Origin of the sequence: Acidovorax sp. NB1, assembly GCF_005405905.1 — a bacterium.
In the GTDB taxonomy this organism is placed as follows: Bacteria; Pseudomonadota; Gammaproteobacteria; order Burkholderiales; family Burkholderiaceae_C; genus Acidovorax.
In genome coordinates this window covers 376,732-401,844 of record NZ_BJHU01000035.1, presented here as the reverse complement: position 1 = coordinate 401,844, position 25,113 = coordinate 376,732, and the positions used below count along the sequence as shown (strand labels likewise).

Below are 25,113 nucleotides of genomic sequence, written 5' to 3'. Positions count from 1 at the left end.
GAGCCTGAAAGAAACACATGAAGGTATTGATTTCCCTGTCCTCCTTCGGCGCGGCCGAAACCGGTCGCCACGGCCAGCTGTGGTGCACCGACCTGGCCCAGCAAGCGGGCGCGGACGGTGTGGAGGTGCGTGGCGAACTGCTGCGTGACGCGGCTGCTGAGCTGCCCGCGCTGGCGGGCCGGGCAGCGGTGTACTCCAGCCCCGAAGGCTTGTGGACCCAGCAGGGCGAATTGGACGAAGCAGCCCTGGCGCGCGGCGCGCAGGCTGCGCAGGTGTTGCGCGCGCCGCGCCTGAAGATGTCGGTTGGTGGCTTTAGCCCTTCGTCGCATGCCTCGCTGCAACGCCTCAAGGCCCTGCTGCAGGCCGCCCCGCAGGTGGAGCTGGTGATCGAGAACGACCAGACCGCCACCGCAGGCACGCTCGCCGCCATGCAGGCGTTTTTTGCGGCCCAGGCGCAGGCCGGGCTTGATTTGGGTATGACCTTTGACATGGGCAACTGGCACTGGCAGGGCGAATGCCCGCTGCAGGCCGCGCAGGCCCTGGCGCCCTATGTGCGCTATGTGCATTGCAAGGGCGTGCAGCGCCTGCCCGCCAAGTGGGTGGCGGTGCCGCTGGCCGATTCGCTGGCGCCCTGGCGCGCCGTGTTGCGTGCCTTGCCTGCCAATGTGCCGCATGCCATTGAATACCCGCTGGTGGGGGATGACCTGGTGGCCATCACGCGCGAGCAGGTGGCCTTCATCCGCGCGGCACGGGAGGCTGCATGACCGCCCCGGCTTCTGACGTTGCACTGTTTGGCGAGGCCATGCTGCTGCTGGTAGCCAACGAGCCGGGCCCGCTGGAGAACGCCACCGGCTTTCACAAGCGCACGGCCGGGGCCGAGACCAATGTGGCCATTGGCCTGGCGCGCCTGGGCCTGAAGGTAGGCTGGGCTAGCCGCCTGGGCACCGACTCCATGGGCCGCGCGCTGCTGGCCGCCATGCAGGGCGAAGGCATAGATTGCTCGCACGTGGTGTGCGATGCCACGCAGCGCACGGGCTTCCAGTTCAAAGAGCGCGTGATGGATGGCCGCGACCCGCAGGTGGAATACCACCGCAAGGGCTCCGCCGCCAGCCAGATGGGGCCCGCCGATGTGGACGAGCCCTGGCTTCGGTCTGCACGCCACCTGCATGCCACAGGCGTGTTTGCCGCCATCTCCGACACCAGCCTGCAGGCCGCCATCCGCACGCTGGAGGTGATGCGTGCTGCAGGCCGCACCATCTCCTTCGACCCCAACCTGCGCCCCACTTTGTGGTCGTCGCCCGAGACCATGCGCCACTGGATCAACACCCTGGCCACCTATGCCGACTGGGTGCTGCCGGGCATGGAAGAGGGCGTGTTTTTGACCGGCGAAACCACTCCAGAGGGCGTGGCACGCTTTTACCGTGAGCGCGGCGCCAAGCTGGTGGTGGTCAAGCTCGGGCCCGAGGGCGCGTACTACGACAGCGACGTGGCCGGCACCGGCCGCGTGCCCGGCGTGCCCGTGGCCCAGGTGGTGGACACCGTGGGCGCGGGTGATGGCTTTGCGGTGGGCGTGATCAGCGCTTTGCTGGAAGGCCTGACTGTGCCCGCCGCCGTGCGCCGTGGCGCCTGGATTGGTGCCCGCGCCGTGCAGGTGCTGGGCGACACCGAGGGGCTGCCCACCCGCGCCCAGCTGCAGGAGGCGGGCCTGTGAGCCTGCCGCTACCTTCAACAGACGGCAGCACAAGCCCAGCGCGCAAGCAAGTGCTGGTGTTTCGCGAGCTGCCGCCCGACCAGCTCGCGCGGTTGACTGCCGTGCACGACGTGACAGTGGCCGACCCGCGCAAGCCCGACGAGCGCGCGCGGTTTGACGCAGCGCTGGCGCAGGCGCATGGGCTCATCGGCTCCAGCTTTCCCATCGATGCCGCCGTGCTGGCACGTGCGCCCCGGCTGCAGGCGGTGTCCAGCATTTCGGTGGGCGTGGACAACTACGCGCTGGACGTGCTGCAGGCGCGCGGCATCATGCTGTGCCACACCCCCGGAGTGCTCGACGAAACGGTGGCAGACTCGGTGTTTGCCCTCCTCATGGCCACCAGCCGCAGGCTGGTGGAGCTGTCGCAGCTGGTGCGCGAGGGCCGGTGGACCAAGAATATTGGAGAAGACCTGTTTGGCAGCGATGTGCATGGCAAGACGCTGGGCCTGCTCGGATTTGGCCGCATTGGCCAGGCCGTGGCGCGCCGCGCCGCACTGGGGTTCGGCATGCCGGTGATGTACCACGCCCGCCGCCCGGTGGACCTGGCGACCCAGGCCCCTGAGTTACAGGGCAAGGCCATCCACACGCCGCTGCCTGCGCTGCTGGCGCAGTCGGACTTTGTGGTGGCCATGCTGCCCTTGTCGGACAGCACACGGGGCATGGTCAACGCCGAACTGTTTGCGGCCATGAAGCCCGGCGCCATCTTCATCAATGGCGGCCGGGGCGCCACCGTGGTGGAGCAACACCTGCTGCACGCGCTGGACCATGGCCCGCTGCGCGCAGCGGGGCTCGATGTATTTGCCACCGAGCCGCTGCCGCTGGCGTCGCCCCTGCGCACCCACCCGCGCGTGACCCCGCTGCCGCACATTGGATCGGCCACGCACGACACGCGCCATGCCATGGCCGCGTTGGCCACCACCAACCTGCTGCAGGCCCTGGCGGGCGAACGGCCCGCTGCTGTGTACAACGCCGTGCCCGCATGAGCCCGCCGACACCCGCGCCCTCCACCGCGCCGCGCGTCCGTCCCACCATCGCCGATGTGGCGGCCGAGGCCGGTGTGTCCAAGGCCACGGTGTCGCGTTACTTCAACCACCGCGAACGCCTGCTCAGCCCCGACATTGCCGCGCGGGTCGAGGCGGCCATCGCCAAGCTGGCCTATGTGCCCAGCCCCATGGCCCAGGCGCTGAGCCACGGCCGCTCGCGGCTCATTGGCCTGGTGGTGGCCGACATCACCAACCCCTATTCGGTGGCCGTGTTGCGCGGCGCCGAGAAGGCCTGTCAGGACGCGGGCTACCTGGTCATGCTGTTCAACCTGGGCAACGACCGCGAACGCGAGCGCGCGGCCATAGACGCGTTGGCCAGCTACCAGGTGGATGGTTTCATCCTCAACACGCTGGGGCAAGGTGAAGGACAGGCGGATGTGAACACCCTGCACGGCAAACCCGCCGTGCTGGTGGACCGGCGCCACGCCGGGCTCGCGGCAGACTTCGTCTCGCTGGACAACCTGGGCGCCATGCGTGAAGCCTGTGCCCACCTGCAGCAGCAAGGCTGGCAGCGCCTGCTCTACATCACCCAACCCTTGCTGGGCGTGAGTTCCCGCATCGAGCGCACGGAGGCCTTCCGTGCGCTGGTGTCGTCCAAGGGATCGGCAGTGCGCGGCACAGTGCTGGAGCTGGCGGCGGAGCAGGGCGATGAGGTGCTGGATCAGGCACTCACCGATCTGCTGCGGCAGGCCCGGCCCGGTGAGCGCTGCGCGGTGGTGGCGGGCAATTCGGTGGTCACGCTGCGGGTCGCTGCGGCCGTCTCGCGCATGGGGTGGACGTTTGGGCAACAGCTGGGCTTTGTGGGCTTTGACGACCCTGAATGGGCTTCGTTGATCCGGCCTGGCCTGAGCGCCGTGGCCCAGCCCACCGATGCCATCGGGCAACGTGCGGCGCAGTGCCTGCTGGAGCGCATCAATGGCTTGGAAGGCCCCGCGCGCGAGAGCCTGCTGCCCGGCCTGCTGGTGGTGCGCGGATCTTCGTTGGGGCCTGCGGGCGCGCCGGACCCGGGTTGAACGCACTGCATTCCGCAAAGGCCTGCGGTATGCTTTGCGGCCCTCGCCTCGGCGTGTCGCCGGGGCCTCTTTTTTTGCCTTCATCCTTCAGGTGTGCCCTGTGCCAAATCCTTCTCTGGACACCTCCCGCATCCGCGCCATCTCCATCGACCTGGACGACACGCTCTGGCCCATCTGGCCCACCATCACGCGGGCTGAAAACGTGCTGCTGGACTGGCTCACGCACCATGCCCCGGCCACGGCGGCCCTGTTCTCCAGTACCGAATCGCTGCGCGCCATCCGCAACCAGATGGTGGCGCTGCGGCCCGACCTGCTGCACGACCTGAGCGGGCTGCGGCGCGAGTCCATCCGCCTGGCGCTGACGCAGGCCGGTGACGAGCCCGCGCTGGCCGAACCGGCGTTTGACCTGTTCTTTGCCGAGCGCATGCGCGTGGAGCTGTTTGACGATGCACACGACACGCTGGCTTTTTTGTCGGCGCGTTACCCGGTGGTGGCGGTGTCCAACGGCAATGCCGATGTGCACCGCATCGGCATCGGCCACTATTTCCGCCACAGCATCAGCGCGTCGGAGTTTGGCGTGGCCAAGCCCGATGCGCGCATCTTCCACGCCGCCGCCACGGCCGTCGATGTGCTGCCCCACGAGGTGCTGCACGTGGGCGACGACGCCACGCTGGATGCGCAGGGCGCGCTCAATGCAGGCATGCAGGCGGTGTGGATCAACAGCGCCAACCACCCCTGGCCGCACGACGACGTGCAGCCGCATGCCACGGTGGACAGCCTCACTGCGCTGTGCCGACTGTTGGCTTGAAATGGGCGCCCCCCTGTGTCGCCTTCGGCGCCTTCCCCCCGAGGGGACGACGCCCTTGCTGCGGGGCGGCCCTTGCTCGGCGTCCCTGGCTTGGGCAGCGCCAGTTGCACGGGCTTGTGCAGCCATAAACCACTGGGTGGCGCAATGACGGGCTCCCGAATTGCTTCTTGCCCCAGGTCAAGGTTTGGGCGCGCGGCGGTTGATGCTGCGGCCCGATAACGTCACACTCCAGCGTCGCTCAGCGACCCCTCCCACCATGCCCCGTAATCCCCCCCCGTTGCCCGCCATCCGCACCATCGGCCTGATGCAGCCCATGACCTGGCTGGTGCTGGCCTGGCGCGACATGGCGCGGGCGGGCTGGATCAGTTTTGCCCATGGCCTGGCACTCACGCTGTTCGGGGCCGCCATCTTTGCGGTGGCGCACCACCGGTTTTGGCTGCTGGCGGGGGCGTTGTCGGGTTTTCTGGTGGTGGCGCCCGTGCTGGCCACCAGCCTGTATGCGCTGAGCCGCGCGCTGGAGCGCCGCGAAAGCGCCAACCTGGGCGTGGTGCTCAAGACCTGGTTCAACTGGCAGAACAGCCATGTGAACAAATGGGGCAACGACTACTGGTGCATGGTGCAGTTTGGTGCCTTGCTGGCGCTGGCGGCCTCGGGCTGGGTCATGACATCGGCGGCGCTCATCACCCTGCTGGCGCCCGTGCCCATCGAGACGCCGCTCGACTTTCTGCGCCATGTGGTCATGGCGCGCGAGGGCTGGCTGTTTGAAATCTGGCTGGCGCTGGGCAGCCTGATGGCCGCGCCGATTTTTGCGTCCAGCGTGGTGGCCATGCCCCTGCTGCTGGACCGCCGCGCCACGCTGCTGCAAGCGGTGCTGACCAGCTGGCAGGCCGTGGTGGTCAACCCGCTGCCCATGGCGTTCTGGGCGGCGATCATCCTGGGCTTTACCTTGCTGGGCCTGGGCTCGCTGCTGCTGGGCCTGATCGCCGTGATGCCCATGCTGGGCCACGCGAGCTGGCACGCCTACCGCGACCTGGTGGACGCCTCCAGCCTGCCCGAGCGCGACCTGGCCGCATCCGCTGCACCGGTGCGCACGCCTGGAGGGGCATCGTGATTTTTGGCTTTACCGAGGCGCAGATCTCGGGTTTCTTCCTCACCTACGGCGTGGGGGCGTTCATCGTCTACATGCTGTTCATCATCGGGCAGCTGGCGTGGGAGTCCAAGGCGGGGCGCTTTGGCACCTTTGTGCTCTTCCTGGGCCTGGGCGTGGGGTTTCTGGGGTTCCTGGCCAAGGTGGTGATTCAGTGGTGGCTGGAGAAGTGAAGCGGCTGGCTTGTGAGGCGGGCGGGGTCGCCCTGATCTCTCCCTCGGCGCCCGACCAACGGGTCGCGCGGCCCGCCCTGTGAGTCACCACCATCAGCTTGTCACGCTGGTGCGTGCTTCGCCTGTGCTGATGGGCGCGCTGCGCGCCGTGCGAAAGCTGGAACTGAACTCGTGGTGCATAGGGGCTGGCGCGGTGCGCTCGCTGGTGTGGGATGCCTTGCACGGGTTTGCAGAACCCACACCGCTGGATGACGTGGATGTTGTCTACTTTGACCCCACAGTGGAAAGTGCAGAACACGACGCGGCGCTGGAACATCGGTTGCGCTGCGAGATGCCGTCTGTCGCATGGGAAGTCACCAACCAGGCCACTGTGCACCACTGGTTTGCGCGCCATCTGGGGCAGCAGGTAGCGCCCTTGGTGTCGCTGGAGGATGGCGTGAGCACCTGGCCGGAGATTGCCACCTGTGTGGGTGTTTTCCTGCGCGCTGACGACTCCATCGGCGTTGTGGCTCCCCACGGGCTGGATGACTTGTTCCACCTGATCGTTCGCCACAACCCGGTGCGCGCCGATGCCCGCTCCTACCGCGAGCGCGTGGCGTCCAAACGATTTGCCGAGCGCTGGCCGCTGCTGTCCATCTGCCCCGCCTGAGGCCGGTTTACGGGCCGCAGCCGATTGCCGCCTCAGCGCGGCCAGGACCGCAGGCCCAGCTCCTGCGCCAGCTGGCGGTAGTCGGCCAGGCTGCGTTGCACAAACTCCTCCAGCGCCGCCCCGGTGCGTGCAAACGGGTACAGGCCGTACTGGCTGCACAGCGCGGCATAGCCGGGCGCGGCCAGTGCTTCGGCAAACGCTGCCACCCAGGCGCGCACGGCGGCGTCGGGGGCGCTGGCTGCCATGTACAGGCCGCGCACCGTGGGCCAGACCAGGTCCACGCCTTGCTCGCGCGCCGTGGGCAGGTCGGCCAGGGCGCCGGGCAGGCGGGCCTGGGCCAGCACGGCCAGAAAGCGCAGGGGCGCGCCTTTGTCCAGGGCCTGCCGGGCCTCGGCCGCGTCGCCGGTGAAGACGCCGATATGGCCGCCGCGCAGCGCTTTGAGCGCCTCGCCGCCGCCTTCAAATGAGACAAACCGCATGCGCTTGGGGTCCTGCCCGGCGGCGCGGGTGAGCAGCGCGGCTTTCATCCAGTCCTGGCTGCCCAGGGTGCCGCCCGCGCCAAAGACCACGCGGGCCGGGTCTTTGCGCAGCGCGTCAACGACGTCTTGCAGGCGTTGGTGGGGTGAATCACGGTGCACGGCCACCACGCCGTAGTCGGTGCCCAGGGTGGCGATCCAGCGCACGGCGCTCACCGGGTGGGGGCCAAAGCGACCTTGCGCGATGTTGAGCAGCGAGCCGCTGGAGAACGCCACCAGCGTGCCTGGCCCGCCCAGCCGTCCGGTGGCGATCTGGTCAAACGCCATGGCGCCAATGCCGCCGGGCAGGTAGCGTGTGTGCAGCGGTGGGCGTGCGGGGCGCACGGCCTGCACGGCCTGTGTGGCCAGGCCGCAGGTCAGGTCGAACCCGCCGCCGGGGCGGGAGGGGGCGATGCATTCGGCGGGTTCCTGCGTTGCGTCGGCCGCCCAGGCCGCAGGCCCGCGCGCAGCGGCCGATGCGCCCGCCAGTGCTGCCAGCCACTGCAGGGTGCGGCGGCGGGGCAGGGTGGGGATTGAGGTCGGTGCGGACGGCATAGCGGGGCGAATTCTGGCGGAATCTGGGGCGCTGCGGGATGGGGGTTTTCAGCCCCGGGGCCACCACAGGATGGCCAGCAGGCCCCGGCCGCCGGAGCCTTCCTCCAGCCGCAGGCCGCCCCGGTGCCGCTCAGCGATGGAGCGCGCAATCGCCAGCCCCAGGCCCGAGCCACCCGCTGCGGCCTGCGAGCCACGCCGGTAGCGCTGGCCCAGTGCATCGCGTTCGTTGGCGGGCAGGCCAGGGCCGTTGTCTTCCACGCTGAGGCTCCAGCCCAGGCCGTCCCCCGCCGCCGACACAGTCACGGTGCCGTGCTCGGGTGTGTAGGCAATGGCGTTGGCGGCGAGGTTGGTGAGTGCCTCGCGCAGCAGGCCGCTGTCGCCCACGGCCATGAACTCGGGCGTGGGCGTGTGGATGCCAAAGTCGATCTGTCGAGTGCGGGCGCGGGGCAGCAGTTCCAGCGCCACGGCGCGCAGCAGCGCGGCCAGGTCGAACGGGGCCAGCTCCACCGCCGCCGTGTCGCTGCGGCCCAGGGCCAGCAGCTGCTGGGTGCTGCGCGTGGCGCGCGCAATCTCGCCGCCAATCGCGTCGAGCGTGTGCTGCACCTGGGTGGCGTCGGCCTCGCGCCGGGCGTAGTCGATCTGCATCTGCAGCGTGGTGAGGTGGGTGCGCAGCTGGTGCGAGGCATCGTCCAGAAACTGCCGCTGCTGCGCCACCAGGTCCTGCGTGCGGGCCATCTGCTGGTTGGCGGCAGCCACCAGGGGGCGGATGTCGGCGGGCAGGTCGGTGTCGGCCATGGGGGTCATGTCATCGGGGCTGCGCGCCTGCACCTCGCGCGCCAGGCGCGCCAGCGGGCGCAGCGCCACGGCCAGCGTGGCGGCGGTGCCCAGCACCATGAGCGCCAGCACCAGCGTGTCGCGCAGCGCGGCCCGGCGCACAAAGCGGCTGGTGAACTCCTGCCGCGAGCGGGTGCTTTCGGCCACCTGCACCAGCACGCTGCTGGCATCGGCCCCGGGTGCGGCGCCCTCTACCGTGCGGCGGTAGGCTGCCAGCCGCACGGATTCACCGAAGTAGGTGGCATCGTAGAAGCGGGGCACGCCGGGCGTGAGCGTGCCGGGTGGCAGGGGCAGGTCGGCGTTGCCCAGCTCCACCAGCCCATCGGACGATGCGACGCGGAAGTACACATTGCCGCTGGCCGTGAGTTCAAAAAATTCGAGCATGCTGTAGGGCAGCTCGGCCGACAGGCCGCCCGAGGCGGTGGAGATGTTGGCGTCGATGGATTTGAGCGCCCCGAGCAGCGAGCGGTCGTAGGCCGCGTTGGCGGCCTCCAGCGCGTCGTGCCGTGTCATCCACAGCTCCACGCCGGTCACCACGGCGAGCAGCGGCAGCAGCAACAAAGCCAGCAGCCGCCACAGGCTGGCACGGCGCAGGCGTGCGGTCAGGCCCATGGTTCAGTCAGCTTCCAGCGCATAGCCCAGGCCACGCAGCGTGGTGATGCGCACACCGCTGCCATCCAGCCGCTTGCGCAGGCGGTGCACAAATACCTCCACGGCTTCGGGATGCACGTCCTCGTCGTCAGAGAACACGCGGTCCAGAATCTGCTGCTTGGAAAACGGCTCGCCGCTGCGCTGCACCAGCACACGCAGTACGGCGTGCTCGCGCGGCGACAGGGCCAGGGGCTCGCCGTGCAGCGTGAACTGCTTGCGCGGGTTGTCGTACACCAGCGCGCCGCAGGCCAGGCGCGGGTGTTCGTTGCCACGCGCACGGCGCACCAGGGCATGCAGGCGGGCCTCCAGCTCGGCCAGCTCGAACGGCTTGGCCAGAAAGTCGTCGGCCCCGGCGTTGAGCGAGCGCACGCGCTCGTCCAGCGAATCGCGGGCCGTCAGGATTAGCGCAGGCAGGCGCTGGTCGCGGTCGCGCAGGCGCTGCAGCACAGCCTGGCCGTCCAGCCCGGGCAGCCCCAGGTCCAGCACCAGCGCGTCGTAGTTGTCATGTTGCTGCAAGGCGCGGTCAGCCAGGCGGCCATCGTTCACCCATTCCACCTGGATGCCCGCGTGCTCCAGCGCACGGCTGAGCCAGGTGCCCAGGTTGTGGTCGTCTTCGGCCAGGAGGATGCGCATGGTGGGATGCTACTGCGGTACTTGTTTCGGTTTTTGCTGCGCTCGCTTGTGGCGTGCGACTACGATGCGCAGAACAAAAGAGGGGGAGGCATGAACAATCGTGACAAGCGGCCTTGGCGAGGCCTATCCCACAGATGGCGTGTTGAAGTGAGGGAGCAAGACGCAGACAGCTGGTGGTCGTCCAGCCTGGTTTTCAGGATCGCCTGTGCGTTGCTGGGCGTAGCCGCAGGGAGCCTGCTGGCGCTGTTGCTGGGCTTGGCGGGGGCTGCGTTGGGTGGATCCTCTGACGCGATGGGGACCTTGCTGGCTGCCGGCGCAATGTCGGGCGCAGCGTGTGGTGCGCTGACGCCCAACGTCCTGCTGCATGCCATCACAGGGTTGGGGTACTTCCTTGCAGGACTGCTCTCCGCTTTGGGCGGAGAGGACATTGCGGACACCCCTTCCCGTGAAGGCTGGTTGAGGGCCTGCTTTATCGTGGGAGCCCTCTATGTGCTGGGGCTCTCCATAGGATGGGGGTTGTTGCGCTGAAACGCAACGACCCTCTGTCTCAATCTGGCTTGATCTGCGCGCGCTTGATCACCTTCTGCCAGCGCGCCTGCTCCGCCGCAATGAACTGCGCAAACTGCGCGGGTGTGCCGCCAATGGCTTCGGCGGCGTCGCCGTTCAGGCGCTTGAGGGCTTCTGGTGCCTTCACGGCCTTCATGGTTTCGGCGGCCAGCTTGTCCAGGTGTTCCTTGGGCAGGCTCGCGGGGGCCAGCATGCCGTACCACTGCGTCATCTCGAAGCCGGGGAAGCCCTGTTCGGCCACGGTGGGCACATCGGGCAACTGGGGCAGGCGCTGCGTGGAGCCCGTGGCGATGCAGCGCACCTTGCCGGACTTGATGAACGGCAGCAGGGCAGCGGCGCCCACCGAGGCGGCGTCAAGGCGGCCCGAGAGCAGGTCGGTCATCATGGGGCCGGTGCCGCGGTAGGGCACGTGCAGCATGAAGATCTCGGCGGTCATCTTGAGGTACTCAAACGCGAGGTGGCCCGCACTGCCGTTGCCCGCCGAGCCGTAGCTCAGCTTGCCCGGGTTCTTTTTCGCATAGGCGATGAATTCCTTGAGGTTCTTGGCGGGCACGTCGGGGTGCACCACGTACAGGCTGGGCACCTTGGCCAGCAGGCTCACGGGCTTGAAGTCCTTGTTGGCGTCGTAGGGCAGCTTGTCGAAGATGTAGGGGTTCACGGCCAGGGTGCCGATGTGGCCCAGGATCAGCGTGTGCTGGTCGTCTGCGCGGGCCACTTCCGACATGGCGATATTGCCTGCTGCGCCGGGCTTGTTGTCCACAAACACGCTCTGGCCCAGGGTCTTGCTCAGCTCGGCCGCCGTGGAGCGCGCCACGATCTCAGAGCTGCCACCGGGGGCAAAAGGCACGACAAAGCGGATCGACTTGGCGGGCCACGCGGCCTGCGCCGATGCGGCGGTGGGCAGCAGGCCGCCCAGGGCCAGGGCACTGCCTGCGCCCAGCAGGTGGCGGCGGGTGGGTTGGAAGGCGGGGTGGAAGGTGGGGTAAATGTCGTTGTCGAACAGCATGGGTGTCTCCGTGAAAGCCATCAAGGCGTTGCAGGGCGTATGGTGTGCGCCGCGTGCTTTCGGAATGCTGTCAAGCGGATTGGGGTTTCCCCGGGGGTGCCTGGGATACCAGGGCGCGCGTTACGCCAGCGCAGCCACTGCGGTGCCGCTGAGCACCGCGCCTTCCAGCGTGGCGGGGTAGGGGCCGTCCACATAGTCGCCGCAGGCGGTCAGCCCGGGCAGCACCTGCATGCCGGGCCGCTGCAGGCCGGGGGTGCAGGCAAAGGTGGCACGTTTTTCCACCACGGTTTGCACGGGCTGCAGGCCCGGCAGGCCCAGTTGTGCGGCGGCCTGCTGCAGCACCTGCTGCTCGATCAAGGCCCGGTCGCCGTCGCTCGCGCTCACCACAAAGGCCAGCAGTCCGTGCTGGCCGTCGAGCTGGCCCCGGTCAAACACAAACTGCGCCGGGTGGGCGGCGGTGTTGCGCAGCGCCAGCATGGGCTGGGGCAGGTGGGCGCCCGGTGAGTGGGCATAGACGGTGGTGATGGCCTCGAACCGCAGGGCGCTGGTGGTGGTGCTCCAGCGGGCCGCACTGGCCAGGCCCGCCGTGCCCGCCAGGCTTTCGACCAGGCGGCTCGCCTCCCACGACGGGCAGGCCAGGGTGATGTGGTCGAACGCCTCGGGGTCTTCTGCACCGTTGGCTGCGATGACCGGTTGCCAGCGCCCGCCGGGCCGCGGCACCAGGCGCTGGATGCGCTGGCCGGTGATGACCTGGCCGCCCTGCTGCTGCAGCCAACGCACGGCAGCTTCGGGGAAGAGGGTGCCCAGGTCTGCACGCGGCAGCAGCAGGTTGGAGCCGCCACGCCCGCTGAACAGGCTGTCCTGCAGCACGCGCAGAAACACCTGGCCGCTGGCCTCGCGCGCCGGGGTGTTGAGGGCCGATACACACAGCGGGTCGATGAACTCGGTCATGAGCCGGGGCGTGAGCGGCGCGCACAGGTCGGCCACCGAGGTCGCAGGCGCGCAGCGGAATCCGCGCATCTGCCAGGCCGTGGCCGTGCGCAGCAGCGCCAGCTTGTCCCGCCAGTCCCAGCCCTTGGCGCGGGCAATGCCCAGCAGGGCATCGAGCGGCGGCGGCAGGTCGGGCAGCTGCAGGCCCTGGCCGTCGGGGAACTGCAGCGTGAGCGGCAGGCGCAGCAGGGCGGTGTCGATGTCCACGCCCACCAATCGCATCAGGCGCAGGCTTTCGGCGTAGGCGCCAATCAGGATGTGCTGGCCGTTGTCGAGGGTGGCGGGCGTGCCATCGGGCAGTGCGCCCGGCACGGCGCGCGCCCGGCCGCCGACGGTGCGCGCGGCTTCGAACACCGTGACCTGGCGGCCGGCTTGGGTGTGGGCGATGGCGGCGGCCATGCCCGCCCAGCCTGCGCCCACCACTGCCACGTTCGCGGCGACCTTCATGGACGCGGGCCCACGGCTATGACATCCGGCCCAAGGCCTGTACCTTCCACGCCAGCCAGAACTTGCGCAGCGGCGTGAGGCGGATGCGCTGGTGCAGCACCTGGAAGTTCTCGTGCTCGATCTCGCGCAGCAGGGTGCGGTAGATGTTGGCCATCATCAGGCCGGGCTTTTGCGCGCGGCGGTCGGCATCGGGCAGCAAGGCCAGGGCCTCGTCGTACAGGCGGTGCGCGCGCTCGGCCTGAAAACGCATGAGCGCCGTGAAGCGGTCGGAGTAGGTGCGCTTGAGGATCTCGTGTGCCTTCACGTCAAACTGCTGCAGCTCGTTCACCGGCAGGTAGATGCGGCCCAGCATGGCGTCTTCGCCCACGTCGCGGATGATGTTGGTGAGCTGGAAAGCCAGGCCCAGCTTGTGGGCGTATTCGGTGGTGCGTGGGTCGGTCTGGCCAAAGATGCGTGCGGCAACTTCGCCCACAATGCCCGCCACCAGGTGGCAGTAGCCCTTGAGGCCGGCAAAGTCGAGGTAGCGGGTTTGCTCCAGGTCCATCTGGCAGCCGTCGATCACGGCCTGCAGGTGGCGTTGTTCAATGCCGTAGTCGGCGGCCAGCGGCATCAGCGCCAGCATCACGGGGTGGGTGGGCTGGCCTGCGTAGGCCTTGGCCACCTCGGCCTGCCACCAGGCCAGCTTGGTGCGGGCCACGCCGGGGTCAGAGACTTCGTCCACCACATCATCCACTTCGCGGCAGAAGGCGTAAAACGCGGTGATCGCGGCGCGGCGCGGGGCCGGCAGGAACAGGAAGGCGTAATAGAAGCTGCTGCCCGAGGCCACGGCTTTTTGCTGTACGTATTGCTGTGGGGTCATGGGGCGCGATTGTCCCATGCACCGGGGCGCCATCGCCTCACTTTGCCACGGTGTCGCCAGCGTTTGGTGTTTCAACCGGTGGGGCAGACATCTCGCGCATCAGCGCATCCAGGTCATCGCCCTCGATGGTCATTTGGGGAACCGTTGCGGGCGTGGTGCGCAGCCAGTGAGTGGTTTCGGGCGCTGCAAGCACCAAACCCACCACGCCAGCCAGCGTGAGGAGATAGGGGGCCAGAGCGAGCACCACAGCGCGCTGGGAGGGGCGTGGTTCCACCTGCCCCATGGAAAGCACCAGGGCGTAGCCCAGCGGTGGCAGCAAAAAACCGGCCTGTAGCACCAGCAGGGCCAAGGCTGCGACCCATGCAGCGTCCCCTCCCAGGGCCAACAGCGGGGGCATCACGATGGGTATGACCAGAAAGATCAGCTCAAAAGCGTCCAGCACAAAGGCCGACGCCAGCAGTACCAGCAGCACTGCAGCCATGGCCAGCGCGGGCTGGCCCTGCAGGGTGCGCATCCATTCGGTCACCAGCACATCGGTGCCAAAGGCCCGCAGCAGCAGTGAAAAGGTAACGGCGGCCACCAGCAGTGCGAACAGCGCGCCGGTGAGGGCCAGGGCATCGTCCAGCACGCGGGCCAGCACGGGCCGGGTGAGTTGGCGCGATACCAGGCCCCACACCAACAATGTCACACCAGCGGCAGCGGCGGCCTCCACGGCACGGATGCGGCCCGTGGCCACCAATGCCAGCAGCGCAATGATGAACGTGGGCACGATGCACAGCGTCCAGCCCTCGCTGCGGGCCATCGCTGAAGGGCGGGCAGTCGTGGTGGGTGGCTCTGCACGGTCGTGGCGCCGTGCCACCCACCAGGTGATGCCCAGCCAGACGAGCAGCAGCAGGGCGCCAGGGGCCAGTGCGGCCTGCAGCACATCCTGTGTGTTGATGATGCGGGTTCCAGCCTGTGCCGCAGGCAAACCCAACTGCCGGGACAGGGTCAGGCCTTCTGTGTGGGCACGCAGCATTGCATCCCCCAGCAGAAGCAGCACCAGCGAGGGTGGAACGATGACACCCAGTGTGCTGGCCACGGCCACCAGGGTGACACGCCGTTCGGGCGGTAGACCTTCGGCGGCCCAGGCCCGCCCGGCGGTGCGCGACAGGGTGACCAGGCTGGCCCCCACCGACCCATTCATGGGCGCCATGAGCATGCCCACGCCCAGCCCTGCCAATTCAGAGGCAGCCCGCCGCCCCGTGAGCCGCGCCAGCGTTTTGCTGAGCCCTCCATACAGACCATTGATCAAGGCCAGGTGATTGAGCAAGGCGCCCACCATTGCATACAGCACCAGGGCCTGCAACAGGTCATGCTCCAGCAGTCCCACCATGCGCTCGGGCAGGGCACGCAGTACGCCTGCATCGAATGCGCCCACTGCCAGGCCCAGCACCGCACCCAGGGTGCTCACTGCCAGCAACACGGCATAGGTGGCCCAGCCCGTGGTCATCATCAGTACCAGGGCCAGCACCAGCAGCAGAAGCCCGAGCAGGCTCATGGGGTGTTCCCTCCCGTGCTAGCGGCCGCCTGGCGCACAGCGCGCCACAGATCCACCAGTGACTGCAGGGCGAGCAAAGCGGCCAGCAGTAACAGCGCTACCTTCACCACAAAATAGCCAGGATTGGCGGTTTCTGGAAAGCTTTCAAGCCCGCGCACCGAGCGCCATACCATGGGGGTGCCCTGCCAGCACACGAACAGCGCCCATGGCAATATGGCCAGCGGCGCACCCACGCCGCGCAGCGTGCGCAGCCATCGGCCGCCAGCGTGCGTCAGGTCGGGGCGGCTGACCAAGTGGGCATCGCGCCGGGCCGCATGCCGCAAAGCCACTGCCACATACAGCGCAAACATCGCCTGCGCCAGGTCATTGGCCTTGCTGGAGCCTGCGCCGAGCCAGTCTCTCAGAGGCCACTGCAGAAACAGCAGCACGACGATCAGCAGAGCCAGAGGCATGAAGAGTGAGCCCACCCAGTCAAGCGCATCTTCCAGCCGTCGTGCGGCCCATGGGGTTGGAGGTGGAGGGGGCGCTGCGTTATCGAGCATGGGCAAAGGGTGGCGGCGGGCGTGGAGATCGCATTCCAACACACCCCATCTGGCGCACGGACGCCTGGTTCCGAAGTACGGCTCGGAGAAAACAGTGGGTTAGAACGCGATCTGTTCCACGCCGATGTCGCTCGGGCGGCGCAGGGCTTCTTTCATGAACACACTCATGGGCAGCGTGCCCTGGTCGGAGCTGAACCATTTCTTGTAGAGCGCAGCCATCTCGCCGTTCTGGATCATGCGGCGCGTCACGCGGTCCACCAGTTCCTTGAACTTGGGGTCGTCCTTGCGCAGGCCGATGCTGTAGGGCTCGACCGAGAGGCGCTTTTCGAGGAACTGGTATTCGTCCATGGCCTTGCCCATGCGGGTGAGCGGAATCCAGATGCCCGCATCGTCGGCAAACGCAGCGTCGGCTTCGCCCTTGGCCAGCGCGTTCACGGCGTCCAGTGTGCTGTCCACCGGCACGTAGTTGAACTTGCGCACAAAGGTGCGTTCGTTGGCCTTGAGCAGGTTCTCGTTGGTGGTCTTGGCCTGCACGGCGATTTTTTTGCCCTGCAGGTCGTCCAGTGTCTTGATGCCCGCGCTTTTGCGCACCAGGAAGGCGGACGAGGCCACAAAGATGTGGTGGCTGAACGCAATCTCCTTTTGCCGTGCAGCGGTGTTGGCTGTGCCGCCGCACTCCAGGTCCACCACGTTGCCCTTCACGTCGGAGATGCGGTTCTTGCCATCGACCAGCAGGTACTTCAGGCGCAGGTCGGGGCGCTTGAGTTCCTTCTTGATTTCTTCATGGATCTGCAGGCAGATATCGACCGTGTAGCCCTGCACCTTGCCACTGGTAGCGTCCTTGTACGAAAACGGCAGGGACTTTTCGCGGTGGCCCAGGCGCAGCTCGCCCGTGCTGGCGATGTGGGCCAGGGTGTCTTCTGCCCACGCAGGGGCGTTGGTCAGAACCAGGGCCGCCATCAGCGCCCAGGGGCGCAGCATCGAAGAAATTTTCATGAAAGAGAAAAAGAGGGAAAAGAACAACAGGGCGCCTCATGGCGCGGGGGAGAACGGCCCGGAGACGGGCCCTGCAAGCAGGCTGGCAGCCCAGCCGAGCGCGGATTGTGTACCCATGCCGCCTGGTTGCCACGCAGGCATGCTGCGGTGCGTCAGCATTCCACAACATTCACGGCCAGGCCGCCGCGCGAAGTCTCTTTGTATTTGATCTTCATGTCGGCACCGGTCTGCATCATGGTCTTGATGACCTTGTCGAGCGAGACCACATGCTGGCCGTCGCCACGCAGCGCCATGCGGGCGGCGTTGATGGCCTTGATGGCGCCCATGGCGTTGCGCTCGATGCACGGGATCTGCACCAGCCCGCCCACGGGGTCGCAGGTCATGCCCAGGTTGTGTTCCATGCCGATCTCGGCGGCGTTCTCGATCTGCTCAGGGCTGCCGCCCATCACGGCGGCCAGAGCGCCTGCCGCCATGGAGCAGGCCACGCCCACCTCGCCCTGGCAGCCCACCTCGGCACCCGAAAGCGAGGCGTTTTCCTTGTAAATGATGCCGATGGCGCCTGCGGTGAGCAAAAAGGTGGCAATGCCGTCTTCGTTCGCACTGGGCAAAAAGTTGACGTAGTAATGCAGCACTGCCGGGATCACGCCCGCTGCGCCGTTGGTGGGCGCCGTCACCACGCGGCCGCCAGCGGCGTTTTCTTCGTTGACGGCCATGGCGTAGAGGTTCACCCAGTCCAGCATCGAGAGCGGGTCGCGCAGCGCGGCCTCGGGGGCGCTGCTGAGCTTGTGGTGCAGCTCGGCCGCGCGGCGGCGTACATGCATGGGGCCGGGCAGGGTGCCGGTGCTGGCGCAGCCGCGTTGCACGGCTCCGGCCATGGTTTTCCAGATGGCCATGAGCTGGCGGCGCACCTCGGCGCTGCTGCGCCAGTGTTGTTCGTTGGCGGCCATGAGCTGGGCCGGGGTCAGGCCGGTGGCCTGGCACTGGGCCAGCAGCTCGGCCCCGGTGCGGAAGGGGTGGGGCAGGCCCTGGCCGTGGCCCGCAGCATCGGGCCCTGCGGTGGCGGCGCTGTTGAGCACACGCTCGCCCGCCGCATCGATCACAAAACCGCCGCCCACCGAGTAGTACTCGCGAGTGGCGATCTCGGTGCCCTGCGCGTCAAACGCATGGAAGGCCATGCCGTTGGGGTGCAGCGGCAGGCTTTTGCGGCGAAACAGCAGGTGTTCCTTTTCGACAAACGGCACCGGGTGCTCGCCCAGCAGGGCCAGTGTTTGCCGGGTGCGGATGTCGGCAATGGCGGGCTGGATCTGGTCGGGGTCTATGTGGTCGGGCTCATGCCCGGCCAGGCCCAGCAGCACGGCCTTGTCGGTGCCGTGGCCCACACCCGTGGCGGACAGGGAGCCAAAAAGCTCCACCGTGACGTGGTGCACGGCGGTCAGGCCCAGGGTACCCTGCACATGGCAGGCAAACTGCCGCGCCGCAATCATGGGCCCCACGGTGTGGGAGCTGGACGGGCCGATGCCGATCTTGAAGAGGTCGAAAACGCTGACGGACATGGTGAAAAGGATCTCAGGAACGGCGCAGTGGTTTGGCCGATGGGTGGGGGCGGACTGGCGGCCGGGTAGGCTGCGACAGGTGCGACTTCAGGGCGTAGGTGGCCACGATCAGTGCCAGCCAGCCCAGCAGGACATCCCAGAACCCCATGACCAGCCACACGGGCGCCAGCAGGGGGCCTGCGAGGGGAAGGACGTACAGGGAGAGGCGGGGTGTCCAGAATCCGGGGGCTCTCATGCAGGGCGATGAGAAGGGGTCAAAGGTGCCGGGCGAGCAGCCCAGGCTTTCAAGGATGGTGCGTGCGGTCTGGTTGCCCACGATGGGCAGGCCCAGCGCAAAGATGAACACGATGAAGCCCGCCAGCAACAGCCAGAACAGGCCGCCCACGCCCCAGCGCAGCACATCTGCCGGGTGGGCGCGGCCCGGGCGTGGCAGCAGGGCCGCAGCGGCGGTGGGGTTGCGGTCCGCCCAGCGCGCGGCATACAGCGCCAGCCCCCACACCAGCAGCAGCGCCCAGAAGTTGCGCAGCAGCACAAAGGGGTAGTCCACGATGCTGCCGGCCGACAGAAACGGGGCCAGCCGCAGCGCGATGGGGTTGGTGAGGGATGAGCAGGTGCTCAGCGCCGGGTTGGTGTGGGGCTGGCATGCGAGCACATCCAGCACCCGCTCTGCGGCCACGCCCCCGACGATGGAAAACACCAGGCAGAAAAGGATGAGCCCCCACTGCAGGGTCTTGAAGAGATGTCTGGCAGTCAACGGCGGGCCCTCCTGGCAAGCCACGGGTACTGGCTTGCGGACATTGTTGTCTTTGTTGTTGTGTTCCGGAACTGGTAAGACCCGGGCGGCTGGCCGCATGGGGCGCAAGACTAGCGCGCTGTAAAGAGGACGCCATGCGCGCTATCCCTGCCCCGCCCGTAGCCAGCCTGCTGCCCGCTATCCGGCGCAGACAGTCAATTGCTCACAAATTGATAGCTTTTAAGGCAATATGGATGCGCGGAGAAGCCCATTTTTGCCTCAAGTTCACAGCCAGAGCGCGCGCCGATGTCAGCGCGCCTTGTGGCCCATGAATCTTTCTTCTTACATCACCAGTGCGCGGCCCAGCATCACGAGCCAGTCCCAGGTGTGCAGGCGCGGGCGGGTGTGCAGGCTGCCGCCCTTGAGGGCCTCGACCTTGTCGAGGATGCGCAGGCCGCCCTGCACCACCAGTCGCAGCTCCCAGCCCGCGCGGCCGGGCAGGCGGTGCACCAGGGGCGCGCCGCTCTCCATGGTGGTGCGAGCCCAGTCGGCGCAATCGGCGATCAGGCGTGCGTTCTCGCGCGTGCTTTGCAGGGCCAGCAGTTCGGCCTGACAGGCGCCATGGGCAGCGCAGTCGGCGCGCGGCAGGTAGTGGCGGTGGCGGGGGATGTCCACCGACAGGTCCTGCCAGAAGTTGATGAGCTGCAGTGCGGTGCAGATCGCGTCGCTTTGCTGCAGCGCCTGCGCGTCGTGCACGCCATACAGGTGCAGCAGCAGGCGCCCCACGGGGTTGGCCGAGCGGCGGCAGTAGTCCAGCAGCTCAGCGCGGTCGGCGTAGCCTTCGGCATCGCGGGTTTTTTCCACATCCTGGGCGAAGGCGCTGAGCAGGTCTTCGAGCAGCGGCACCGGCAAACGGTGGCTGCGCACCACGCCTTGCAGCGGCAGGAACACATCCGCCCAGCGGGGCGAGGGTGCCTGCCCCTGCGCAATCGCGTGCAGGTCGGCCAGGTAGGCGGCCAGGTCGGCCAGGCGGGCGGCGGGTGTGGCATCGCCTTCATCGGCGATGTCGTCGGCCGTGCGGGCAAAGGCGTAGATGGCGGCAATCGGCTGGCGCAGGTGGGGCGGGCACAGCAGGGACGCCACGGGGAAATTCTCGTAGTGCGTCACGGGCGCGGCCAGGGCTGCGGCGGGTGCAGGCGCGGCGGTGGCCATGGCAGCCGTGGCTGCGGGGGCGGCTGCATGGGGGGCTGCAGGGGAAGCTGCAGGGGAAGCTGCCGAGGGGGGAGGGCTGGAGCGGTCGTTCACACCCCGGATTGTCGCTTGACAAGGTGGGGGCGCTTCTCATAGATTACTAACCGGTCAGTCAGTAATCAAAAAGCCATTCCATTCAGGGACAAGGAGGCTGGCCCCCGCCCCGTTGCAGCGCAGGTCGCAAGGCCTGTGCTGTGCGTGCGGTTCCGTCGCTCTTTCCTTGTGGCCCTTTTTTTCACCGGATTTCCCATGCGCACACCCTCCGCTTTGCGGCCCCTCCAACGGCACTCCCGGTTCTTGCTGGTGCTGGCCACCGCTTCTTTGCTGGCCGCCTGTTCGCGCCCCGCGCCGCCCGAGGAGCCTGTGCGCTCCGTCAAGCTGCTCACGGTGGGGGTGGGCGCGCTGCAGTCCAGTCTGGAGTATTCGGGCGAGGTGCGAGCGCGGGTCGAGTCGCGCCTGGGCTTTCGGGTGGCAGGCAAGATCGTCAAGCGCCAGGCCGAGCTGGGCCAGCATGTGAAGGCGGGCCAGGTGCTTGCGCAGCTGGACCCGAAGGACTACCAGCTCGCGACCGACGCAGCGCGTGCGCAGCTGGCATCTGCCACCACGCAGCGTGACCTGGCGGCGGCGGACCTCAAGCGTTACCAGACCCTGAAAGACCAGAACTTCATCAGCGGCGCCGAGCTGGAGCGCCGCGAAGCCACGCTGAAAGCCGCGCAGGCTACGCTGGACCAGGCGCGTGCGCAGCTCTCGTCGCAGGGCAACCAGGCGGCCTACACCACGCTGGTGGCCGATGTGTCGGGCGTGGTCACGGGCATCGACGCCGAGCCCGGCCAGGTGGTGGCTGCGGGCACTCCCGTGGTGCGCATCGCCCAGGACGGCCCGCGCGATGTGGTGTTTGCCGTGCCCGAGGACAAGGTGGCGCAGATTGCGCCGGATTCGGAAGTGGCGGTGCGCGGCTGGTCCGGCGGCGCCACGCTGGCGGGCCGCGTGCGCGAGGTGGCGGCCAGTGCCGATGCCGCCACGCGCACCTACCAAATCAAGGTGGCTATCGACAGCGCAGAAGCCCCTGCGCTGGGCGCTACCGTGTACGTCACGCCCAAGGCGCTGAGCCATGCGGGCATTCCGGCCATCAAGCTGCCCACCAGCGCGCTGCGCCAGGAGGGCCAGGCCACCGCCGTGTGGGTGTACGACCCCGCCAGCAGCACCGTGAAGTCGCAGCCCGTGCAGATTGCCACGGCCGACGGCAACGAAGCCGTGGTGGCAGCCGGCCTCACGCCCGGCATGCAGGTGGTGGCGACGGGCGTGCATGTGCTCTCGCCCGGGCAGAAGGTGATGGTTTATCAGCCAAAAACGGCCTCTGCGCCTGCTGGTAAAGCGAAAGCAGCTCCTGAATTGGTAGCAAAACCAGCCTCGGCTGCCAACTGAGGGCCACGCATGTCACAACAACAACCCAAAGAGGGGTTCAACCTCTCCAAATGGGCGCTCGACCACCCGGCGCTCACCCGCTACCTGATGGTGGTGCTGATGCTGCTGGGCTTTGCGGCCTACTTCCAGCTGGGGCAGGACGAAGACCCGCCGTTCACCTTCCGCGCGATGGTGGTGCGCACCTACTGGCCTGGCGCCACGGCCCAGCAGGTGGCTGAGCAGGTCACCGACAAGATCGAGCGCACCTTGCAAGAGGTGCCCTACGCCGACAAGATCCGCAGCTACTCCAAGCCCGGCGAGTCGCAGATCATTTTCCAGATCAAGGACTCGTCCAAGCCCGGCGATGTGGCCAACGTCTGGTACACCGTGCGCAAGAAGGTGGGCGACATGCGCTACACCTTGCCGCAGGGCATCCAGGGGCCGTTCTTCAACGACGACTTCGGCGATGTGTATGGCGTGATCTATGCGCTGGAGTCCGAAGGCTTCAGCTACGCCGAACTCAAGCAGTTTGCCGACGACGCACGCCAGCAGCTGCTGCGCGTGCCCGATGTGGCCAAGGTCGAGCTGTTTGGCGTGCAGGACGAAAAGCTCTTCATCGAAATCTCGCAAAAGCGCCTGTCGCAGTTGGGCCTGGACATGAACCAGGTGCTGGCCCAGCTGGGCCAGCAGAACGCTGTGGAGAGCGCAGGTGCCATCCAGACGCCGCAAGACCAGGTGCAGGTGCGCGTGCAAGGCCAGTTCAACGCCGTGGAAGACCTGGCGGCCATGCCGATCCGGGGCCCCTCGGGGGCGCAGCTGCGCCTGGGCGATATTGCCGAAGTCAAGCGCGGCTATGTGGACCCGGCCACCGTGAAGGTGCGCCACCAGGGCCGTGAGGTGATTGCGCTGGGCGTGTCCATGGCCAAAGGCGGCGACATCATTGCGCTGGGCAAGGCGCTGCACACGGCCACCGACCGCATCGGCGGCACGCTGCCAGCGGGCGTGAAGCTCGTCAACGTGCAGGACCAGCCCAAGGCCGTGTCCACCTCGGTGAACGAGTTTGTGAAGGTGCTGATCGAGGCCGTGGTCATCGTGTTGGCGGTGAGCTTCATCAGCCTGGGCTTTCACAAGCGGCCGGGCAAGAACCCGCTGTGGAAGCGCTGGTACATCGACCCGCGCCCCGGCCTGGTGGTGGGCATCACCATCCCCATGGTGCTGGCCGTGACCTTCCTGGCCATGTGGTACTGGGGCATCGGCCTGCACAAGATCTCGCTGGGCTCGCTCATCATCGCGCTGGGCCTGCTGGTGGACGACGCCATCATTGCCGTGGAGATGATGGTGCTCAAGCTCGAAGAGGGCTACGACAAGGTGCGCGCCGCCACCTTTGCCTATGAACTTACGGCCATGCCCATGCTTACGGGCACGCTGATCACGGCAGCCGGGTTCTTGCCCATTGGCCTGGCCAAGTCCACCACGGGTGAGTACACCTTTGCGATTTTTGCCGTGACGGTGATCGCGCTGGTGCTCAGCTGGATCGTGTCGGTGTACTTCGTGCCGTACCTGGGCACGCTGCTGCTCAAGGTGCCGCCGCATGTGCTGGCGGCCCAGGCGAACAAGGGCGTGACGGACGACCCGCACGAGGTGTTCGACAGCCCGTTCTACCGCACCTTCCGCCGTCTGGTGGACTGGTGCGTGCAGCACCGCTGGCTCACCATTGGCGCCACCATCCTCACCTTTGCGCTGGGCATTGTGGGCATGGGCAAGGTGCAGCAGCAGTTCTTCCCGGATTCGAGCCGGCCTGAAATCCTGGTGGACATCTGGTTCCCAGAGGGCACCTCGTTTGCGGGCAACGAAGAAGTCACCAAGCGCGTGGAGCAGCGTCTGCTGGCCGAGCCCGGTGTGACGGCCGTGAGCACGTGGGTGGGCTCGGGTGTGCCGCGTTTCTATTTGCCGCTGGACCAGGTGTTCCCGCAAAGCAACGTGTCGCAGTTCATCGTGTTGCCGCAGGACCTGAAGCTGCGCGAATCGCTGCGCGTGAAGTTGCCCGGCTTGCTGGCCGAGGAGTTCCCCGAGGTGCGCGGCCGCGTCAAGCTGCTGCCCAACGGGCCACCGGTGCCGTACCCCGTGCAGTTCCGCGTGGTGGGGCCGGACCCACTGGTGCTGCGTGAGCGTGCCGACGAGGTCAAGGCCCAGTTGCGCCAGAACCCCGACATGCGCGGCGTGAATGACAACTGGAACGAGTCCGTGAAGGTGCTGCGCCTGGAGGTGGACCAGGCCAAGGCGCGCGCACTGGGCGTCACCAGCCAGTCGATTGCCCAGGCGTCCAAGACCATCCTGTCGGGCACGCAGGTGGGGCAGTTCCGCGAGGGCGACAAGCTCATCGACATCCTGCTGCGCCAGCCGCTGGATGAGCGCAATGCCATCACCGACATCGCCAATGCCTACCTGCCCACGGCCTCGGGCAAGTCGATCCCGCTCACGCAGATCGCCAAACCCGTGTTCACGTGGGAGCCTGGCGTGATGTGGCGCGAAAACCGCGACTACGCGATCACCGTGCAGGGCGATGTGACCGAGGGCCTGCAGGGCGCCACGGTGACGGCTGCACTGCAGCCTGCGCTCAAGGACATTGAGGCGAAATGGCGTGCATCGGGCCAAGGGGCGTACCGCATCGAGGTGGCGGGGGCCGTTGAGGAAAGCTCCAAGGGCTCGGCGTCGATTGCGGCGGGTATCCCGGTGATGCTCTTCCTCACCTTCACGCTGCTGATGCTTCAGTTGCACAGCTTCAGCCGCGCGATGCTCGTCTTCCTGACCGGGCCGCTGGGCCTGGCGGGTGTAGCGGCGGCGCTGCTGGTGCTGAACCGGCCCTTCGGGTTTGTGGCGTTGCTTGGCGTGATTGCGCTCATGGGCATGATCCAGCGCAACTCCGTGATCCTGATCGACCAGATCGAGCAGGACCGTGCGCGCGGCGTGCCGGCCTGGGATGCGATCGTGGAATCGGCCGTGCGCCGCCTGCGCCCCATCGTGCTCACGGCCGCTGCGGCGGTGCTCGCCATGATCCCGCTGTCGCGCAGTGTGTTCTGGGGGCCGATGGCCGTGGCCATCATGGGCGGGCTCATCGTGGCTACCGTGCTCACGCTGCTGGCGCTGCCTGCGATGTATGCCGCCTGGTTCCGGGTCAAACGGCCCGCGCCAGAGGTTCTTGGAGGGGTTTGATTCCCACCCAGCCCGCATCAGGGTAAAATAGAAGGTTGACCGATTTCACGCAGGCGGCAGCTGAGGTTGCCGCCTGTTTGTTTGTTGTAGAACCGCGCGGGTGGCGAAATTGGTAGACGCACCAGGTTTAGGTCCTGACGCCAGCAATGGTGTGGGGGTTCGAGTCCCCCCCCGCGCACCACCCATGTGAGACTTTGCGGAACACGGCGCTGCTGCGCTGCAGCCAGCACGATCCACATTC

The 25,113-nt window shown here is 67.6% G+C and carries 23 protein-coding genes and 1 tRNA gene; 12 read left to right on the top strand and 12 right to left on the bottom strand.

The window, feature by feature from the left end:
- Positions 1-17: 17 nt before the first annotated feature.
- From AvAM_RS19420 to AvAM_RS19380, 8 genes are all read left to right on the top strand, one after another.
- Entirely contained in the window at positions 18-764 is a 747-nt protein-coding gene (locus AvAM_RS19420; protein WP_137748571.1) for a sugar phosphate isomerase/epimerase, read from the top strand.
- Complete coding sequence (locus AvAM_RS19415; protein WP_137748570.1) at positions 761-1,711, top strand: sugar kinase; 951 nt, start codon at positions 761-763, stop codon at positions 1,709-1,711. Before AvAM_RS19420 ends, AvAM_RS19415 begins: the two co-directional genes overlap by 4 nt.
- Entirely contained in the window at positions 1,708-2,733 is a 1,026-nt protein-coding gene (locus AvAM_RS19410; protein WP_137748569.1) for a D-glycerate dehydrogenase, read from the top strand. Before AvAM_RS19415 ends, AvAM_RS19410 begins: the two co-directional genes overlap by 4 nt.
- Positions 2,730-3,806 carry a LacI family DNA-binding transcriptional regulator gene (locus AvAM_RS19405; RefSeq protein WP_137748568.1) on the top strand — a complete coding sequence of 359 codons (1,077 nt, stop codon included), beginning with the start codon at positions 2,730-2,732 and terminating at the stop codon, positions 3,804-3,806. The genes AvAM_RS19410 and AvAM_RS19405 overlap by 4 nt, the downstream gene beginning before the upstream one ends.
- Positions 3,807-3,906: 100 nt before the next feature.
- A complete protein-coding gene (locus AvAM_RS19400) occupies positions 3,907-4,614 on the top strand; it encodes an HAD-IA family hydrolase (RefSeq protein WP_137748567.1) in 708 nt (235 codons plus the stop codon).
- A gap of 256 nt (positions 4,615-4,870) precedes the next feature.
- On the top strand, positions 4,871-5,725 hold the full coding sequence (locus AvAM_RS19390) for a DUF2189 domain-containing protein (RefSeq protein WP_137748565.1): 855 nt from the start codon (positions 4,871-4,873) through the stop codon (positions 5,723-5,725).
- Positions 5,722-5,934: a DUF2788 domain-containing protein gene (locus AvAM_RS19385; RefSeq protein WP_137748564.1), complete on the top strand. Its 213-nt coding sequence runs from the start codon at positions 5,722-5,724 to the stop codon at positions 5,932-5,934. Before AvAM_RS19390 ends, AvAM_RS19385 begins: the two co-directional genes overlap by 4 nt.
- 130 nt (positions 5,935-6,064) lie before the next feature.
- Positions 6,065-6,583, top strand: a complete 519-nt coding sequence (locus tag AvAM_RS19380) for a nucleotidyltransferase family protein (protein ID WP_171012343.1) — start codon at positions 6,065-6,067, stop codon at positions 6,581-6,583.
- 32 nt (positions 6,584-6,615) lie between these two features.
- Here the strand turns inward: AvAM_RS19380 and AvAM_RS19375 are convergent, their stop codons facing one another.
- From AvAM_RS19375 to AvAM_RS19365, 3 genes are read right to left on the bottom strand one after another with little or no spacing between them, the layout of a single operon-like run.
- Complete coding sequence (locus AvAM_RS19375; RefSeq protein ID WP_137748563.1) at positions 6,616-7,653, bottom strand: tripartite tricarboxylate transporter substrate-binding protein; 1,038 nt, start codon at positions 7,651-7,653, stop codon at positions 6,616-6,618.
- Between the two features lie 48 nt (positions 7,654-7,701).
- Positions 7,702-9,099: a sensor histidine kinase gene (locus AvAM_RS19370; RefSeq protein ID WP_137748562.1), complete on the bottom strand. Its 1,398-nt coding sequence runs from the start codon at positions 9,097-9,099 to the stop codon at positions 7,702-7,704.
- A 3-nt stretch (positions 9,100-9,102) separates the two neighbouring features.
- The gene (locus AvAM_RS19365) at positions 9,103-9,771 is read right to left on the bottom strand and encodes a response regulator (RefSeq protein WP_121419592.1); all 669 of its coding nucleotides are present in this window, start codon (positions 9,769-9,771) and stop codon (positions 9,103-9,105) included.
- A 90-nt stretch (positions 9,772-9,861) separates the two neighbouring features.
- Between AvAM_RS19365 and AvAM_RS19360 the strand changes: the two genes are divergently transcribed.
- A complete protein-coding gene (locus tag AvAM_RS19360; RefSeq protein WP_137748561.1) occupies positions 9,862-10,299 on the top strand; it encodes a hypothetical protein in 438 nt (145 codons plus the stop codon).
- Between the two features lie 19 nt (positions 10,300-10,318).
- Here AvAM_RS19360 and AvAM_RS19355 read toward each other — a convergent pair whose 3' ends face one another.
- The 9 genes from AvAM_RS19355 to hpnC form a co-directional block, all read right to left on the bottom strand.
- Entirely contained in the window at positions 10,319-11,344 is a 1,026-nt protein-coding gene (locus tag AvAM_RS19355) for a tripartite tricarboxylate transporter substrate binding protein (protein WP_137748560.1), read from the bottom strand.
- Between the two features lie 120 nt (positions 11,345-11,464).
- Positions 11,465-12,781: a hydroxysqualene dehydroxylase HpnE gene (hpnE, locus tag AvAM_RS19350; RefSeq protein ID WP_137748559.1), complete on the bottom strand. Its 1,317-nt coding sequence runs from the start codon at positions 12,779-12,781 to the stop codon at positions 11,465-11,467.
- Positions 12,782-12,797: 16 nt separating this feature from the next.
- The gene (gene hpnD, locus AvAM_RS19345; RefSeq protein WP_137748558.1) at positions 12,798-13,640 is read right to left on the bottom strand and encodes a presqualene diphosphate synthase HpnD; all 843 of its coding nucleotides are present in this window, start codon (positions 13,638-13,640) and stop codon (positions 12,798-12,800) included.
- A 37-nt stretch (positions 13,641-13,677) separates the two neighbouring features.
- Positions 13,678-15,180 (bottom strand): TRAP transporter large permease subunit, encoded by a 1,503-nt coding sequence (locus AvAM_RS19340; protein WP_137748557.1) that lies wholly within the window; start codon positions 15,178-15,180, stop codon positions 13,678-13,680.
- Positions 15,177-15,632, bottom strand: coding sequence for a TRAP transporter small permease subunit (locus tag AvAM_RS19335; RefSeq protein ID WP_249368232.1), 456 nt, complete (start codon positions 15,630-15,632; stop codon positions 15,177-15,179). The genes AvAM_RS19340 and AvAM_RS19335 overlap by 4 nt, the downstream gene beginning before the upstream one ends.
- Before the next feature lie 189 nt (positions 15,633-15,821).
- Entirely contained in the window at positions 15,822-16,718 is an 897-nt protein-coding gene (locus AvAM_RS19330; protein WP_249368231.1) for an amino acid ABC transporter substrate-binding protein, read from the bottom strand.
- Between the two features lie 152 nt (positions 16,719-16,870).
- Positions 16,871-18,271 (bottom strand): L-serine ammonia-lyase, encoded by a 1,401-nt coding sequence (locus tag AvAM_RS19325; RefSeq protein WP_137748555.1) that lies wholly within the window; start codon positions 18,269-18,271, stop codon positions 16,871-16,873.
- A gap of 13 nt (positions 18,272-18,284) precedes the next feature.
- A complete protein-coding gene (locus tag AvAM_RS19320) occupies positions 18,285-19,025 on the bottom strand; it encodes a hypothetical protein (RefSeq protein WP_137748554.1) in 741 nt (246 codons plus the stop codon).
- Between the two features lie 321 nt (positions 19,026-19,346).
- A complete protein-coding gene (gene hpnC, locus AvAM_RS19315) occupies positions 19,347-20,216 on the bottom strand; it encodes a squalene synthase HpnC (protein ID WP_137748666.1) in 870 nt (289 codons plus the stop codon).
- Positions 20,217-20,504: 288 nt separating this feature from the next.
- Here hpnC and AvAM_RS19310 point away from each other — a divergent pair, with 288 nt between their 5' ends.
- The 3 genes from AvAM_RS19310 to AvAM_RS19300 all read left to right on the top strand — a co-directional run bounded on the left by AvAM_RS19310 (position 20,505) and on the right by AvAM_RS19300 (position 25,053).
- Positions 20,505-21,680 carry an efflux RND transporter periplasmic adaptor subunit gene (locus tag AvAM_RS19310; protein WP_137748553.1) on the top strand — a complete coding sequence of 392 codons (1,176 nt, stop codon included), beginning with the start codon at positions 20,505-20,507 and terminating at the stop codon, positions 21,678-21,680.
- A gap of 9 nt (positions 21,681-21,689) precedes the next feature.
- Positions 21,690-24,872, top strand: coding sequence for an efflux RND transporter permease subunit (locus tag AvAM_RS19305; RefSeq protein ID WP_137748552.1), 3,183 nt, complete (start codon positions 21,690-21,692; stop codon positions 24,870-24,872).
- Positions 24,873-24,966: 94 nt separating this feature from the next.
- Positions 24,967-25,053: transfer RNA gene (locus AvAM_RS19300), tRNA-Leu, on the top strand.
- Positions 25,054-25,113 lie beyond the last annotated feature (60 nt).